The 15,505-nt window shown below is 51.3% G+C and carries 17 protein-coding genes; 7 read left to right on the top strand and 10 right to left on the bottom strand.

What is annotated here, in order from left to right; all coding sequences use genetic code 11:
* Positions 1-485: molybdopterin-binding protein (locus F7B33_RS10165; protein ID WP_297074376.1), on the top strand; the 485-nt coding region annotated here is incomplete at its 5' end.
* Here the strand turns inward: F7B33_RS10165 and F7B33_RS10160 are convergent.
* A complete protein-coding gene (locus tag F7B33_RS10160) occupies positions 482-1,567 on the bottom strand; it encodes an ATP-binding protein (protein ID WP_297062521.1) in 1,086 nt (361 codons plus the stop codon). The genes F7B33_RS10165 and F7B33_RS10160 overlap by 4 nt on opposite strands.
* A 116-nt stretch (positions 1,568-1,683) precedes the next feature.
* Here F7B33_RS10160 and serS point away from each other — a divergent pair, with 116 nt between their 5' ends.
* Positions 1,684-3,051 carry a serine--tRNA ligase gene (gene serS / locus F7B33_RS10155; RefSeq protein WP_297074387.1) on the top strand — a complete coding sequence of 456 codons (1,368 nt, stop codon included), beginning with the start codon at positions 1,684-1,686 and terminating at the stop codon, positions 3,049-3,051.
* Between the two features lie 40 nt (positions 3,052-3,091).
* Here serS and F7B33_RS10150 read toward each other — a convergent pair whose 3' ends face one another.
* From F7B33_RS10150 to F7B33_RS10135, 4 genes are read right to left on the bottom strand one after another with little or no spacing between them, the layout of a single operon-like run.
* Positions 3,092-3,634: a DUF998 domain-containing protein gene (locus F7B33_RS10150; RefSeq protein WP_297062522.1), complete on the bottom strand. Its 543-nt coding sequence runs from the start codon at positions 3,632-3,634 to the stop codon at positions 3,092-3,094.
* A 7-nt stretch (positions 3,635-3,641) separates the two neighbouring features.
* Entirely contained in the window at positions 3,642-4,784 is a 1,143-nt protein-coding gene (gene thiI / locus F7B33_RS10145) for a tRNA uracil 4-sulfurtransferase ThiI (RefSeq protein ID WP_297062523.1), read from the bottom strand.
* Between the two features lie 3 nt (positions 4,785-4,787).
* Positions 4,788-5,123, bottom strand: coding sequence for a hypothetical protein (locus F7B33_RS10140; RefSeq protein ID WP_297062524.1), 336 nt, complete (start codon positions 5,121-5,123; stop codon positions 4,788-4,790).
* 38 nt (positions 5,124-5,161) lie between these two features.
* The gene (locus F7B33_RS10135; RefSeq protein WP_297074371.1) at positions 5,162-5,770 is read right to left on the bottom strand and encodes a nitroreductase family protein; all 609 of its coding nucleotides are present in this window, start codon (positions 5,768-5,770) and stop codon (positions 5,162-5,164) included.
* A gap of 95 nt (positions 5,771-5,865) precedes the next feature.
* Here F7B33_RS10135 and F7B33_RS10130 point away from each other — a divergent pair, with 95 nt between their 5' ends.
* Positions 5,866-6,579: an aspartate/glutamate racemase family protein gene (locus F7B33_RS10130; protein WP_297062541.1), complete on the top strand. Its 714-nt coding sequence runs from the start codon at positions 5,866-5,868 to the stop codon at positions 6,577-6,579.
* 104 nt (positions 6,580-6,683) lie between these two features.
* On the top strand, positions 6,684-8,066 hold the full coding sequence (gene pfkC / locus F7B33_RS10125) for an ADP-specific phosphofructokinase (RefSeq protein WP_297074370.1): 1,383 nt from the start codon (positions 6,684-6,686) through the stop codon (positions 8,064-8,066).
* Between the two features lie 15 nt (positions 8,067-8,081).
* Here the strand turns inward: pfkC and xerA are convergent, their stop codons facing one another.
* Genes xerA through sfsA form a run of 3 tightly spaced genes read right to left on the bottom strand, consistent with a single transcriptional unit; the run spans position 8,082 to position 10,585 of the window.
* Entirely contained in the window at positions 8,082-8,924 is an 843-nt protein-coding gene (gene xerA / locus F7B33_RS10120) for a site-specific tyrosine recombinase/integron integrase (protein WP_297062527.1), read from the bottom strand.
* A gap of 10 nt (positions 8,925-8,934) precedes the next feature.
* Positions 8,935-9,828: a toprim domain-containing protein gene (locus F7B33_RS10115; RefSeq protein WP_297074385.1), complete on the bottom strand. Its 894-nt coding sequence runs from the start codon at positions 9,826-9,828 to the stop codon at positions 8,935-8,937.
* A gap of 43 nt (positions 9,829-9,871) precedes the next feature.
* Positions 9,872-10,585, bottom strand: coding sequence for a DNA/RNA nuclease SfsA (gene sfsA, locus F7B33_RS10110; RefSeq protein ID WP_297074368.1), 714 nt, complete (start codon positions 10,583-10,585; stop codon positions 9,872-9,874).
* Positions 10,586-10,716: 131 nt separating this feature from the next.
* Between sfsA and F7B33_RS10105 the strand changes: the two genes are divergently transcribed.
* Both F7B33_RS10105 and F7B33_RS10100 read left to right on the top strand, forming a co-directional pair.
* Positions 10,717-11,763: a M42 family metallopeptidase gene (locus F7B33_RS10105; protein ID WP_297074382.1), complete on the top strand. Its 1,047-nt coding sequence runs from the start codon at positions 10,717-10,719 to the stop codon at positions 11,761-11,763.
* A gap of 101 nt (positions 11,764-11,864) precedes the next feature.
* Positions 11,865-12,563, top strand: a complete 699-nt coding sequence (locus F7B33_RS10100; RefSeq protein ID WP_297074365.1) for a hypothetical protein — start codon at positions 11,865-11,867, stop codon at positions 12,561-12,563.
* On the opposite strand, the gene F7B33_RS10095 is transcribed toward F7B33_RS10100, so the two are convergent.
* On the bottom strand, positions 12,516-12,773 hold the full coding sequence (locus tag F7B33_RS10095) for a hypothetical protein (protein WP_297062544.1): 258 nt from the start codon (positions 12,771-12,773) through the stop codon (positions 12,516-12,518). The genes F7B33_RS10100 and F7B33_RS10095 overlap by 48 nt on opposite strands.
* Before the next feature lie 46 nt (positions 12,774-12,819).
* On the opposite strand from F7B33_RS10095, the gene F7B33_RS10090 reads away from it, so the two are divergent.
* The gene (locus F7B33_RS10090) at positions 12,820-14,745 is read left to right on the top strand and encodes a helicase C-terminal domain-containing protein (RefSeq protein ID WP_297074362.1); all 1,926 of its coding nucleotides are present in this window, start codon (positions 12,820-12,822) and stop codon (positions 14,743-14,745) included.
* On the opposite strand, the gene F7B33_RS10085 is transcribed toward F7B33_RS10090, so the two are convergent.
* Positions 14,732-15,094, bottom strand: a complete 363-nt coding sequence (locus tag F7B33_RS10085; protein WP_297074360.1) for a hypothetical protein — start codon at positions 15,092-15,094, stop codon at positions 14,732-14,734. The genes F7B33_RS10090 and F7B33_RS10085 overlap by 14 nt on opposite strands.
* Positions 15,095-15,505: the final 411 nt, after the last annotated feature.

Genomic DNA, 15,505 nt, shown 5'->3' with positions numbered 1-15,505 from the left:
TAGAGAAGGGAATCGAGTGCTGTGACATCGTAATCCTCAGTGGTGGTGCTAGCGGTGGCATAAGAGACCTGACGAGCTCCATCATAGAGGAACTTGGCGAGGTTAAGATACACGGCATAGCCATTCAGCCCGGAAAGCCGACGATAATAGGACTGATAAACGGAAAGCCCGTTTTCGGCCTGCCCGGGTATCCAACGAGCTGTCTCACGAACTTTACCCTGCTCGTCGCACCGCTCCTCAGGAGGCTCATCGGACGGGAAAGCGAGGTCAGGAAAGTAAAGAAGAAGCTCGCCCACAAGGTGTTCTCGGTTAAGGGAAGGAGGCAGTTCCTTCCCGTTAAGATAGAGGGAGAAAAGGCCGTTCCAATCCTCAAGGGAAGCGGAGCCGTTACGAGCTTTGTCGATGCCGACGGCTTCATTGAGGTTCCGGAGAACGTAGAAATCCTTGAGGCAGGAGAGGAGGTTGAGGTTACGTTCTTCGGCTAAAGGCCGTATTCCCTTGCCCACTTCTCGTATTTTTTAAGCGTTTCCCTCTTTACCGAACTCTTGACTTTCTGGAAGGCGTATCTGAAGTCCCTCGCCTCAAGAGGCCTAACCGTAAGCTCCTTCCCGGCTATCGAGCCGACTTTGAGTGGGTCGCTCAGCTCTGGGTTCATCTCCTCCAGCATGTGGAGAAAGGCGAAAGTGCAGGCGTTCGCTATCTCCCTCCCCGAGTAGAGTCTCCTGACAGCTACTTTGGCCAGAGACTCGAGCCGAACCCTAAGCGGGAGTCCCCTCAGGTGGATTGCAAATATCTCCCTGGCACTCTCCTCATCAGGTAAGGGAACGTAAATCCTCAGGGGAAAACGGGAAAGGATGGCCTCGTCTAGATCCCAAGGGGCGTTCGTTGAGGCCAGCGTTATTACTCCCTTCGAGTCGTGGAATCCGTCCATCTCGGCCAGTATCGTCCCCAAAAGTCTCCTACCGGCATCTTCCATTGAGGAGCGCTTCATTCCAAGCGCGTCGAACTCGTCAATAAAAACAACACTTGGGGCCTTTTCGCGAGCCAAAGAGTAAATGGAAGACGCTATCCTGCTCGACTCGCCGAAGTACTTGCTCAGCACGTCGCTTATCTTCACCCCGATGAACGTGGCATTCATGCTTCCGGCTAGGGCCTTTGCCAGAAGGGTTTTCCCAGTTCCGGGAGGACCGAAGAGCAGGATTCCCCTCCAGGGCTTGATTCCGCCGGGGACTTTGGCCATGAGCATCCCAACAGCCTGGGCCAGGAGCTTCTTAGCGCTTTTTAAACCACCAACGTCGTTCCATGTTACGTTTGAGCTCGTGATAAGTCTTTCAAGGCCGTTGGAGCGCTTTTTAATATCAAATTCAACGTTTTCTGCCTTTCTCTCCCACTCCTCAGCCAGCTTGAGGTAGTAATGGGAGAACTGCAACTCCTCGGAGGCCAACCTTCTCAAAAGGCCGGCGCACTGGAGGGCAAAGAAACGCGCCTTTCCGACGTTGCCCTCCTCAAGGGCTCTCTCGTAGAGGCTTTCATACCTGCTCAGAAGGGAGGAATAAGCCACTCTCATCGCGCCGGCCCCTCAAAGGGTTGGGTTAGCTTTCTTATAGCGCTTTTGTGTAGGTGCTCGTGTAGGTTAGGAAACCTTTTTTAAACGCGGTGCCGTTTTTCCCTCAGGTGTTGGCTATGCTCGATATAAAGCTCATCCGAGAAAACCCCGAGCTGGTGAAAAAGGATCTCCTCAAGAGGGGCGAAACTGAGAAGGTCAAATGGATTGACGAAATCCTTGACCTCGACAGAAAATGGCGCGAGAACCTTAAGAAAATCAACGCACTCAGAAAGGAGCGCAACCAGCTTGCTATACAGATAGGCAAGCGCAAGAAGGCCAGTGAACCAATAGACGATTTGCTCGCGAGGAGCAACGAGATAGTTAAACAGATTGGGGAGCTCGAAAAGGAAGTTGAGGAGCTGAGGAAAAAGATAGACTATTACCTCTGGAGGCTCCCAAACATCACTCACGAGAGCGTTCCGGTGGGGGAGAGCGACGAGGATAACGTGCCGATAAGGTTCTGGGGTAAAGCCAAGGTCTGGGAAGGGTTCCTTGAGAGCTTTAAGGAGCAGAGCCTTGGCAAGATGGACTACGAGGTTTTGAGCTGGAGGCCGAGACTTCACGTTGACCTGCTTGAGCTTTTAAGGGGGGCTGACCTAGAGAGGGCCGCGAAGGTGAGTGGTTCGCGCTTCTACTACCTCCTCAACGAGCTTGTAATCCTCGATTTGGCTTTGATACGCTTCGCTCTGGATAAGCTCATCGAGAAGGGCTTCACACCGGTCATCCCACCCTACATGGTCAGGCGCTTCGTCGAGGAAGGTGCTACTACCTTTGAGGACTTCGAGGACGTAATATACAAAGTCGAGGGGGAGGACCTATACCTCATCCCGACGGCTGAACATCCATTGGCTGGAATGCACGCCAACGAAATCCTTGACGGCAAGGACTTACCGCTCCTCTACGTTGGAGTTTCACCCTGCTTCAGAAAGGAAGCTGGAACAGCGGGAAAGGACACGAAGGGAATCTTCCGCGTCCACCAGTTCCACAAGGTCGAGCAGTTCGTCTATTCAAGACCAGAAGAGAGCTGGGACTGGCACGAGAAAATCATAGCCAACGCCGAGGAGATATTCCAGGAGCTTGAGATTCCCTACCGCGTGGTGAACATCTGCACCGGCGATTTGGGCTATGTGGCAGCTAAAAAGTACGACATCGAGGCGTGGATGGCCGGTCAGGGCAAGTTCCGCGAGGTTGTTTCCGCGAGCAACTGTACCGACTGGCAGGCGAGACGGCTGAACATCCGCTTTAGGGACAAAACCCACGAGAAGCCACGCTTTGTCCACACGCTTAACTCAACGGCCATAGCCACCTCAAGGGCAATAGTAGCTATCCTCGAGAACCACCAGACAGAGGAAGGCGTCGTAAAGCTCCCGAAAGTCCTCTGGAAATACACGGGCTTCAAGGAGATTCTGCCTGCCAGTATGAAGGAGTGCTGTTGCCAGGATTGACCTTACTCTTCCCCTTTCCTTAGGCACTGGTTCTTTTCTCTCACCTTATTCTGAGGAGAAGGCCGAGGTAAACGAACCAGACGAGAATGAAGACCGCCCCTATAAGCTCGGGGATTGCCAATCCCTTAAACACTCTGGCTTTAATCAGGTAGAGCATCGTTGAGAACACAACAATTGAACCGGCTGTCCAGAAGTAGTTGAGTGGACTGGTTCTTCCGAGCTTTATTCCGATTATCGCTATATCCGTCAGGGCCAGAACGTAGAAGAGGACCGCCGATGGGGTATGATAAGGAAGCTCTTCAGGAAAGACGCCAACGAGGAATAGAAAGACCATTGCAAGGGGCATGAGGTAGGAAAGGCCGTTCTTGAAGGCAACCAGAGAGGGTATCATTGCTATCGTCGCAAAGAACATGAGGAAGCCGTTGAAGAGCCAGCGGTTCGGGTTTTTGAGGGAGCCCATGTCGCTCAGCGCGTTGTTAGTGAAGGAGAACCAGGGGTTGAAATGGATAACCAGAGCTAGGCCAATGAGGAAAATAACGGGCATCGATAGTGCTATGTAAGAGGCCAGACGCGTCAGGTTCATGATTCCTTCAGCACTCCCTCTTTTTCGGCTCTTCCCCAAAGATTTCTCTATAAATCTTTCGGAACTCCTCCCAGGAACCCCTTATTATCGGGTGCTTTGGGATGAAGGGTATTTCATCTTCTGGCAGTGTGGAGAGCTCGAAGGTGCCTATTCTCTTTGCTATGCCCACTATCTCCTCCTTGTCCATGCCTATGAGGGGCCTGTAAATCGGCAAATCGCTCGCCTGACTGACGATGTACATGTTCTCAAGCGTTTGAGATGCAACCTGCCCGAGGGAATCGCCCATGACGATGCCCTTTGCCCCGAACTCTTTGGCTATTTTGTCTGCATATTTGACCATCATGAACTTACACATCACACAGGTGTATTTGTCTTTCTTCATCTCCCTAAGCTTCCGAACGATTTTCTCGCGTTCCTGTGGCTTTATAACTACCAGCTCGGCCTTCCCACCGTAGTGATACTTCTTAAGCTGGTTCCATATCTTCCTGACCTTTTCGAGGGTTTTCTCGCCCATGTAGATGTGGACAGGAATTACCTCGACGCCACGCTTCATCATGAGGAAAGTAGCGACAGGTGAATCTATGCCACCGCTGAGTAAAGCCACGACCTTCCCCTGCGTCCCTATAGGTAGACCACCCCATGCCCTGATTTTGTCAACGAAGACGTATGCTTTGCCCTCCATCAGCTCAACGCCGACCTCTATGTCGTAGTTATGAAGATTAACCTCGCTCTCCTCGTTTTCAATAATGTACTCCCCGACCTTTGCCTGAATCTCCGGACTTTTTAGCGGAAACTCCTTGGTAATTCTCCTAGCCGTTACCCTGAAGCGGGGTCTCTCAAGGTTCAGCTCACGCTTCTTCTTCCTGAAGAGCTTTAGGGCCGTCTTGTTGATTTTTTCTAGGTTTGCCTCAACTTCCATGGCAGGGGAGAGGGAAACTATTCCGAAAACGCGGGTGAGAACCTCAACAGCCTCCCTGGCCCTGTTCGTCCTTACTAAAACGCGACCGTGCTTGGCCTCGACTTTTTTGAATTCAATCCCCTCGCTTACCAAAGCTTCGCGTATGTTGTTCATGAGGATGTTCTCAAACCATCTCCTCGTCTGCCTTGACTTCGTTCCTATCTCACCGTATCTAACGATAACAACGTTCATGGCTCAACCCACCGATCCGAGTGGATGGGGAAACTTGACGACTATCTCGACGTACTTCTGAATGACCGTGTAGAGGACAAGGGACATGAGGTATGACGAAAGCAAAATGAGCTCGTTCATCTCAAAGATATGCCTGGCAAGTTCCTTTGCCCTCGGCGTGGCGTCAACAATTGTTCTCATGTAGCGGACCTTCCAGTTCTGGTTCATTACTATGAAACTTACAAGGAACAGAACGCCCACTAACCCCCACATTTTGCCAAAGGCTAGCATGAGGAAGAGTGTCGAGGTCATGACGAGCCATCCACCGATGACGCCGAGCAGGATTACGAACTCTATCATGGCTATCGTCTTTGCTTGGGTGATTAAAATAAAAAAGTTTAGATGAATCTCGTTACATCTTCAACGCTCTTCTTTCTTTTCTTCGGTTTTGGTTCGTTCTTTGGATAACCAACGGGAATGACACCGACGAGGTAGTAGTTCTCATCTAATCCAGCCAGTTCCCTTACCCTCTCCTCTATCCCCTCAAAGTTCGTTACTCCGACGTAAACTGTGCCAAGGCCAAGTTCAACCGCCTTGAGCATGAGGTTCTGAATTGCCATAGAGGCACTTTCAACACTCCAGATGAACTCCACCTCGTCGAACTCCTTTCCGGGGAGAAACCGGACGCGCTTATCTATGAACACCGCAATGTAAACCGGTGCCCTGAACATGCCTTCTTTGTATATCCTCTTTCTGAGCTTTGCTATCTTTTCCTCAGGTAGTTTGACAGCCCGATAGTAGACCTCCATGCCTTCAGCAATGAGCTCGTAGAGCTTTTCTCTTGCTTCTTTGCTTCTGAACACCACAAAAATCCAGTTTTCAAGCCCACTCGCCGTTGGGGCCCGAATTGCACTTTTGATGAGCTCCTTAATATCTTCCTCCGCAACAGGTTTCTCAGAGAAGTACCTAACGGAGGTTCTTCTCCTTATAACTTCCCCCAGTTCCATGTTCCCACCTGTGCTCATTGGAGATTTGATTATTAATCCCTTTTCAAAACCAAAGGTTTAATAGAAAAGCCGAGAACTTCCCTTCGGTGAAAAGCATGTACGGATGGAGAGGAAGACTCGGCCTTATAGTCCCATCATCGAACACCACTATGGAGATGGAGCTTCACGATTACCTGCCGGAGGGAGTTTCGCTACACACGGCGAGGATTCCCCTCAGAAACGTCAACGAAGAGGAGCTCGTAAAGATGAACACTCTGGCCGTTGAGAGCGCCAAGCTCCTTAGGGATGCCGGGGTTGAGCTGATTCTCTATGGATGCACCAGTGGTTCCTTCATTGGGGGAAAGGACTACGAGAAAAAGCTTGAGATGGAAATCGAAGACGAGGTAAACGTCCCGGTTGTGAGCACGAGCACGGCCGTAATCGAGGCCCTCAAGATGCTCGACGTCAGGGAAATCCTCGTGATAACGCCCTATACCAACGAGATAAACCAGCGGGAGAAGGAGTTCCTTGAGGCGAACGAGTTCACCGTTCTGGACATCAGGGGTCTCGGCATTGAGGACAACCTTGAGATTGGCAAGCTCGAACCCTACACAGCTTACAGACTCGCCAAGGCTAGCTTCACCGACGAGGCCGAGGCGATATTCATAAGTTGCACTAACTGGAGGACCTTTGAGATAATTGAAACGCTGGAGAGAGACCTAGGGGTTCCCGTGGTTACTAGCAATCAGGCTTCCCTCTGGCTCGCGCTGAGGGAAATGGACATCATGGACAGGATTCCAAGTCTCGGAAAACTTTTCACAGACTACTGAAGAAGTGTTCTAACTATTTTTGCTTTGCCATCCTAATTTTAAACGAAACCTTTTAAAGCCGCCCTTCTTCACTTTTCCATAGTTAGTCACCTAGGGTGATACAAATGATGGAGCTCCTCGACGAGGCAAGGAAGCTATCGATGTTCACAGCATACAACGCGAACGTTGATGCAATAGTATACCTCAACGGGAAAACGATTCAGGGGCTTATAGACGAGTTCGGAACCGAGGCAGTGAGAAGGAGAATGGAGGAGTTCCCGAGGCAGATTGAAGAGCCCATAGACTTCGTTGCAAGGATTGTGCATGCACTCAAGACGGGTAAACCTATTGAAGTTCCCCTCGTCAACGAAGAGCTCCAGGGATGGTTTGACTCCCGCTTCAATTACGACGTCGAGAGAATCGGTGGCCAGGCCGGGATAATAGCGAACCTCTTGGCGAACCTCGACTTCAGAAGGGTCATCGTTTACACTCCCCACCTTGCAAAGAGACAGGCGGAGATGTTCGTCAGGAAGCCAAACATGTTCTATCCCGTCGTTGAAAACGGAAAACTGGTCCTCAAGCACCCAATAGAAGCTTACAGGGAGAACGACCCAATAAAGGTGAATCGCATCTTCGAGTTCCGCGCCGGAACGACCTTCAGGCTTGGAAACGAGACTATAACCGTCCCCTATTCAGGCCGCTTCATAGTCTCGGCCAGATTTGAGAGCATAAGAATTTACACGAGGCCCGAACTAAAGCCTTTTCTCCCGGAAATCGGACTCCAAACGGACGGTGCAATCCTCTCCGGCTATCAGGGGATAAGACTGTGCTACTCTGACGGGAAGGATGTCAACTATTATCTAAGAGAGGCAAAAAAGGACATACTCCTTCTTAAAAGGGAAAAGGACCTGAAGGTTCACCTTGAGTTCGCATCAATCCAGAACCGCGAGCTGAGGAAAAAGGTCATTTACAACCTCTTTCCCCTTATTGATAGCGTCGGGATGGACGAGTCAGAGATTGCCTACGTCCTGAGTGCCCTCGGCTATCCGAAACTGGCCGAAAGGATATTTACCTACAACCGAATCGAGGACACCGTTCTGGGCGGGAAAATCCTCATAGACGAGATGAATCTCGAAGTTCTGCAAATCCACACGATTTACTACCTGATGTACATAACCCATGCCGATAACCCTCTGAGTGAAAAAGAGCTGAGAATGAGCCTTGAGCTGGCAACGACTTTAGCCGCGGCGAAGGCTTCGCTCGGTGACATAAAATCGCCAAGGGACTTTGAAACGGGATTGGGCGTTCCCTACAACGAGCGCGGAGAATACGTTAAGCTCAGGTTTGAAGAGGCTAAAAGAAGGCTAAGGACGAGGGAATACCAGATAGTGATAATCCCAACGAGGCTCGTGAAGAATCCGGTTTCAACTGTCGGGCTCGGCGATACAATCTCAACCGGAGCCTTCACAAGCTATCTCGCCCTCTTGAGGAGAAAGGGAGCACTCTAGTCAACCATCGAGAAGTTAATGTTCCTCAAGGAGTCCCTCAATCAGCTTTGCTTTTTCCTGGGCCCTTTTCAGGTGCTCAACGGTGACTTTCGTGTAAATCTGAGTAGTTGAAAGGTTTGAATGGCCTAACAGCTCCTGAATAGCTCTGATATCAACACCCCTTTCAAGCATGTGGGTTGCGAAGCTGTGGCGGAGCCTGTGGGGAGTAACCTCAACACCGGCTTTATTCCCGTATTTCCTCAGGAGATACCAGACGGTTTTGGGCGAGAGTCTGTCCTTTTCCCGTCTCCTCTCCTCAACGAGGAGGTACTCGCTTTCGTCTTCTCTGCTTTCAAGGTATTCCCTTATGGCATCACCCAGAAAAGCTGGAATCGGGACGACCCTGTCTTTGGCCCCTTTACCACCACGAACAACTATGAGATTCCTCTCCAGGTCCACGTCGCCCTTCTTCAGGTTGCAGAGCTCGCTGACTCGTAAACCGGCCCCGTAGAGCAGGAGGACTATCAGCCTGTCCCTCTTCTTTATTGGTGGAATCACCGAGAGGAGCCTCTTGACTTCCTCCCGGGTTAAAGCCTTTGGCAGACTCCTCGGGACCTTTGGTGGCTTCAGCTTCTCGGCTTCCTCGTCGTAACCCTCGAAGCGAAAGTAAGAGCGCAAGGCCTGAACAACGAGGTTAAGGCTCCTGTTGGAGTAGCCTTCCCTCCTAAGTCTGGCCAAAAAACGCAGGGCGGAGCGAGCGTTTATTGTCCCGCCCCACTCAAGGTATCGTCTAACGTAGTAGGAGTACATCCTGATAGTGTTGGGGCTCTTCCCCTCGAGGTCGAGGTACGTCTCGAACTCCTCTATGACCTCTTCCATAGCTCAGACCTTAGAGCAGTTCGTCCGGCTTGAGCTTGGCCTCAATTATTTCGAGTTCTCTTTCAGGGTTCTCAGTAGATTCGGTCTTTTTGCCTTCCTGTTCTCCTGCATTTTCCACTTCATTGGCTTTTCCTTCAAGGCCCTCCTTTATGGCCAGGCTCAGGTAGACGGTTTTCATTAGCTCCTCAATGAGCTCTCTGTCCTCTGCAAAGACGTAGCCCTGTCCAACTATAACCTTCCCAGCCAATCCGAGTTTCTCAACTGCTATGGCGAAAATCTTCTCATCCGGGACGGGTTCTGCCGGGAACAGGTTCGTCCAGGCCTCTTCAATCTTAACGGGCCTGCTCTTCTTGTCAAGGAGCTCTCTAAGGCCTTCGTTCTCGTTCCTCAGCCTTACGTACTCAGCATGCAACTCCTCATATTTCTTCTGGAGCTCTTCGTGCTCCTTGTAAAGGCTCTCGTAGTCGTTTGCCAGCTGGTCGTATTTTCCCTTGATATCGAGGAGTTGTTTCCTCAGCTCCATGTACTCGGGAAGAACCTGAAGGCTCTTCAGCCCGGCCCGTACGAGGGTGTTCTTGAGCTCCTTCCTAACGAGCTCAACGTCAACGTGCTCCAAATCGTGTCCCAGGGGGAGTTTCATCCTCTCAATGTGGCCGACCATTTCGCCGAGCTCGTTGAAGAGCCTCTCGGCAAGTTCCCTTCCAACCCTGTCTGCGTCGGTGGCTATTATGAGCAAATCGGCACCCGCCGCGGCGCTCTTCGCTATCTCCACGTTGGTCGTGGGAATTATAGCTGAAATCGTTATGTTGTATTCGCTCCCCAGGGCGAGCCCCTGAAGTGCCTTGCTGACGACCTCAACGTCGCTCGCCCCCTCAACGAGAATCCTAACGTCCACTATTGCCATGCTCACCACCGCCAATAATTCTCCCCCCGGTTTAAAACCGTTCTCATAGTTCAACCTTCAAGGAGGGTCTCTCAAGGATAACCTCTCCAGATGGAGACAGCGAGATGGAGAGGCCCTCAATCCTAACTCCCTCCCTTACGGCCACTCTCAGGAGTTTTGCTATAACGGGGTCCCCCTTCTCGTAGGGCTTGAACTTCTCGACACCGGGCATTGCCCCTACGAAGAAAATTATGGCCTTTTTGCCGGAGCGGGCAAGTCCTATGAGCTCACGTATGTGCCTCTGCCCTCTCAGCGAAGGGCAATCCGGGTACATGGCGTACTCCCCCCTTTCCCCTCCCCTTAAAACGGCGCTCTTCATTTCACCGTAGAGCTCTCCACCCGGGCAGTCGAGGAGGTAGTCTAGCCTTGAGTTACCGACGCGAACTTCTTTCCTCTTTATGGAACAGTCCTTGAGCCAAGGGATTAGGCCGAGCTCAACGGCCCTCTCGAAGGCCTTAGCTTGCATCCTCGTGTCTATTATCGCTCCCTTTCCATCCAGGTCTTCAAAGGCCAGCAGAACGAAGTCAGTCTTCCCACCGCTCTTTGGCAGGCAGAATGCCCTTTTTCCCGGAACCATGAACTCCTCTAAGCGACCGGTGTTTGTGACAAGAGCTTTCTTGAGTTCTCCATCCACCTCAACAAGGGCCACAAAGCGGTTGAGCCTCTCAATGAATGTGCAGGGGATGACGTTTAGTTTTAGCAGAACTGGTTTTTTCATAGATTGGGTTTGAGTTAATGCCCTTTTAACAGTAACGCCCGTCTTCTGAAACTGGGGCAGTTTAATTGTTGGAAAACCTTAAAAATTCCCCACTTGACATTTAGATGGAAATCTAAACGGAGGCGATGCCCATGGTGGATTTTGAGCTCCTAAAAAAAATCGTTGAAGCCCCGGGAGTTTCTGGGTTTGAATTCCTCGGTGTCAGGGACGTTGTAATCGAGGCCTTCAAGCCCTACGTTGACGAGATTAGGGTTGACAAGCTCGGGAACGTTATAGCCCACAAGGAGGGCAAGGGACCGAAGGTAATGCTCGCTGGACATATGGACCAGATAGGCCTTATGGTGACGCACATCGAGAAGAACGGCTTTTTGAGGGTTGCACCCGTTGGAGGAGTTGACCCGAGGACTCTAATAGCCCAGCGCTTTAAGGTCTGGGTTGGCCCGAACGAGTTCATCTACGGCGTTGGCGGTTCAGTTCCTCCACACATCCAGAAGCCGGAGCAGAGGAACAAGGCACCAACGTGGGACCAGGTGTTCATAGACATCGGTGCCGAGAGCAAAGAGGAAGCCGAGGAGATGGGCGTCAAGATAGGCACGGTAATCACATGGGACGGGAGGCTGGAGAGGCTCGGCAAGCACAGGTTTGTTAGCATAGCCTTCGACGACAGGATAGCGGTTTACACCTTGGTTGAGAGTGCAAGACAGTTGAGCGAGACCGATGCGGATGTGTACTTCGTGGCAACGGTTCAGGAAGAGGTTGGCCTTCGCGGTGCCAAGGTTTCAGCCTTTGGAATCGACCCAGACTACGGTTTTGCCTTGGATGTAACCATCGCGGCCGACGTTCCTGGGACACCTGAGCACAAGCAGATAACCCAGCTTGGTAAAGGCGTCGCCATCAAGATAATGGACCGCTCCGTCATCTGCCACCCAACGATAGTTCGCTGGATGGAGGAGCTGGCTAAAAAGCACGAGATACCTTATCAGTGGGACATCCTCACCGGTGGGGGAACCGACGCTGGGGCGATACACCTCAACAAGACCGGTGTCCCGAGTGGGGGCATAAGCATACCAGCGCGTTACATACACTCCAACACCGAAGTTGTGGACGAGCGTGACGTTGATGCGGCAGTCAAGCTGACGACCAAGGTCATCGAGGAGATTCCTGAGCTCAGGCTCTGACTTTTCTTTTCACAATACTCCTCCATCGAGCTCGAATCGGCCCTTAAATTTTATAAGCCTCTTTCGGAAATCTTTCCAGCACTGTCCCAGGGTGTACGTGGATGCAATCAGCGAGCGTAGAAATGCCCGTCAAAGCGGACTGGGAAGCCATAAAATGGGTGGCTTCAAGGCCGAGGATACTCTTTCGTTCCCTTCCCTTCGAGGCGCGGGTTTCGGGAGAGGAGCCCTTCGACGTTGAGATACGCCTGAGAAGGAAACTGCTGAAGTTCGAGTTCTCTGGGAGAATGAACGTGGCCTTTGCAGATTCAGCGGCCCCATATATCATGAAGGGGCCCAAGGGCCTGTTGATTGTCTCTGTGTCCATGGAGGATGACATGATTGTCTCAAGGGCATCCGCCGACTTGGTTGAGCGCTTTCTCGGTCGAAAATTAGAGATACTTGCAAGGGGTTTTGGACTTTCCATATGTCGTTTCTCAGAGAGCTATCGCAGAATCGCGGAAAAAATCCTGCCAACCGGAAAGAGGGAGTTCTACGTGCGGGAAATGTCAACTGACGACATCCCCCATCTGCTCAGATACCTTCGCTTCAGCCTCGATGGTGAGACGTTTTCCCTCCGGGGAAAAGGAGACGGGGATGAGTTTAGGATAACCGTCGAAGGTGGGGTTGTCAGGGACATCGAGCATAAGAGCTCGGGTGGAAGTGCAATCATCGAGGTTAACAGGTCCCTGCTTGACGTTAGTGAGGAAGATTTCTCAGGTCTCGAGCTCGGCGGGGAGTACATCCTCAGGGTTGTTTTTTGAAGCATTCTTCTCAAGCTTCCATGCCTCGTAGATGAAAAACGCCAAGCCCATCACTATTCCTCCAAGAATGAACGGAACCTTGTCCGGCAGTGGAAGTCCACGGTGCCACTTGTGGAGGAGATAGTTCTGGTAGAGGAACAGGTAGCCGAGCCACGCTATTATGAGGGCCTCGACGCCGTATTCAATCAACTTCTTCTCTCTATCTCCCATCTTCACCACGGGAAAGGTTAAAAACGAGCCGTTAAAAACCCTTCCCATGCAGGAACCTGACCTCAGTTATTTCCCCTACGAATCGCTCAGGCCAAATCAGGCCGAATTCATAGAGCTCGTTCGTGAGACTGCTGAGAGAGGAGAGAATGCGATAATCGAAGCTCCAACGGGCTTTGGGAAGACGGTAAGTGTTCTGACCGGAGTTCTCCCCGTTGCTGGGGAGCTCGGGTTAAAGGTTCTCTATCTGGCGAGAACTCACAGGCAGATGGACAGGGTTATAGAGGAGCTCAAGGCGATAAACCGGAAGGCGAAGGTCTCGGGAGTCGAGCTGAGAAGCAGGAAGGAGCTCTGTCTCCACAACTACCTAACTAAGTTCACGAACGATGCATACACTGCCATGATAGTCTGCAAGAACCTGAAAAAGCTCGGTAAGTGCGAGTTCTACGAAAACGAGAAGAGGAAAAAGGCCGAGTTCAACGAGCTCGTCAACTTCTTCCTCAAGAGCCCATCCCATCCCTCGGAGATTTTAAGCTACGCCGAAACGCTCGAGCTCTGCCCCTACGATTTGACTAAGAGGATAGCAGAGAAGGCCGATGTGATAGTCGCGAGCTACCTCTACGCGATAAGTCCGAGCATAAGAGAAAGCCTGATAAGCTCGCTCGGAGTTGATTATTCCGATTTGATAATCATCTTTGATGAAGCCCACAACCTGCCCGACCAAGCGATTTCGGCTTTAAGCGACAGGCTGAGCATTCACACGGTCAACAGGGCCATCAAAGAGGCCGACGAATACAGGGAGAACGAAATAGCGAACTTCCTGAGCATATTCGCAAAGGGCCTGGAGTTGCTCTTCAACGAAAGACTCTCAGACAGGGAGATAATGGAAACACCCATTCAGCCGGAACTGGTCTTTGCGCACCTCATAAACACCCTGGGGATAAGCCCCCGCTGGATTGTAAAAACACTGAACGAGATGGTCTCCATAGGGGAGGCGATAAGGGAGGACAGAATAGAGAAGGGGAAGCCACCGAGGAGTTACATCGGCAGAGTTGGAGAGTTCCTGCTCCTCTGGTTTTCACTCATCGGGCGCGAGGACTACCTGTTCCTCCTCAGCAGGGAGAGAGGACTGAGCCTTGAACTCGTTGCCCTGGACCCTTCGAGGGCTTTAACATTCCTCCACGACGTCCATAGTGCCTTCCTCATATCCGGAACTCTGACGCCACTTGAGGCGTTCCGCGACGTTATGGGAATCGAGAGGGCCAGACTAAAGAAGTTCCCGCGGATTGTAAAGAGAGAAAACGCACAGGTTTTAGTTGCCAAGGACGTCTCAACGCGCGGTGAAGAGCGTTCTCTGGCGGTTTACAAAAAGATGGTTGACTACATCGTCGAGGCCGTGAAGCTCATCCCAAAGAATGTGGGGGTTTTTACGGCATCTTACGAGGTCCTCCAAGGCCTTCTCTCGGCCAACCTCCAGGTTCGGCTTGAGGAAACGGGAAAAGCTGTGTTCATCGAGAGACAGGGCGTCAGCTCGTCCGAGAACGACGCGATGGTGGCGAGCTTTAAGGCCCACGCTAGGGGCAACGGTGCCGTTCTGCTCGGGGTCATGGGAGGTAGGAACAGCGAGGGACAGGATTACTCGGGAGATGAAATGAACGGGGTTATACTCGTGGGGATTCCCTACGCGAGGCCGACACCGAGGGTTCAGGCTCAGATAAGGTACTTTGAAAAGAAGTTCCCTGGGAAGGGCCGTTACTATGGGTATTACTTACCGGCCCACAGAAAGCTCGTTCAGGCCGCTGGAAGGGTGCACCGCTCGGCCGAGGAGAAGGGCTCGATAATAATCCTAGACTACCGCGTCCTGTGGAGAAACGTCAGAAAGGACTTCCCGGACTGGATGGTGGAAACCATGAGACCCGTTGATTTAGTTAGAATGGGGCTTTACCTGAAGCGCTTCTGGTTCAGCGGACCGTGAACTTCTTTTCAATCCGGACCTTAGCACCCTTTACATAGGCGAACTTGACGACCTTGTATCTTCCTGGGGGCAGTTCAACGGGGAGTTTCTGCTCTATGGTCTCCCCGGGAATGAGGACGATTCGCCTGTTTAGGAAAACTATCCCCGGGTCAATCTTCTGCCAGAAACCGACGTACTCGTAGAGCTCAATCTCGTTGCTTATCTCGACCTTGAAGGTGTTTGGGTTTGTTATCCAGACGGCGAGTTCTCCCTTCCTGGGCTTGACGTCGATGTCGAGCTCAACCTCTGGCGGAGAACTTACGTTTATGACGCCAACCTTGTCATTGGAGGGCACTTTAACAATCTTCATCGGGGAAACTTTGTCATCCACTTAGATAAACCTTCCGGTCGCTGGAACGTGTCTTGATGAAATTTTGCTCACGGCCTTTAGAAAAGGCTGGTGAAAATTGCTCTTCTCCTAAAACTGGCAGGAAACCAGTCGTGCACTATCCAAAAAGCAATTCAAAATGGGTTTAATACTAAATAACACCCTTTAACAAGTTTCACCCTTGTTTTTAACGTCCATACGATGTTGTTTAGAAAATAAAGCCCTCTCCAAGGAGCAAGTGAATGAGAAACCTACTCAGAAAGACTGCAAATTTCAAAAAGCACTTCATTTTCTGCCGGCACTGAAGCTTTTGGAAAAAAACTTCACCAAAAGTTTGTAGTTCTCCCTCAAAGGGAAGTCATTGGAAGAAATGGTTTTGCACTAAGTGCTCAT

This window comes from Thermococcus sp. (genome assembly GCF_015523185.1).
GTDB lineage: Archaea > Methanobacteriota_B > Thermococci > Thermococcales > Thermococcaceae > Thermococcus.
This window is presented reverse-complemented; position numbering and strand designations above follow the sequence as displayed.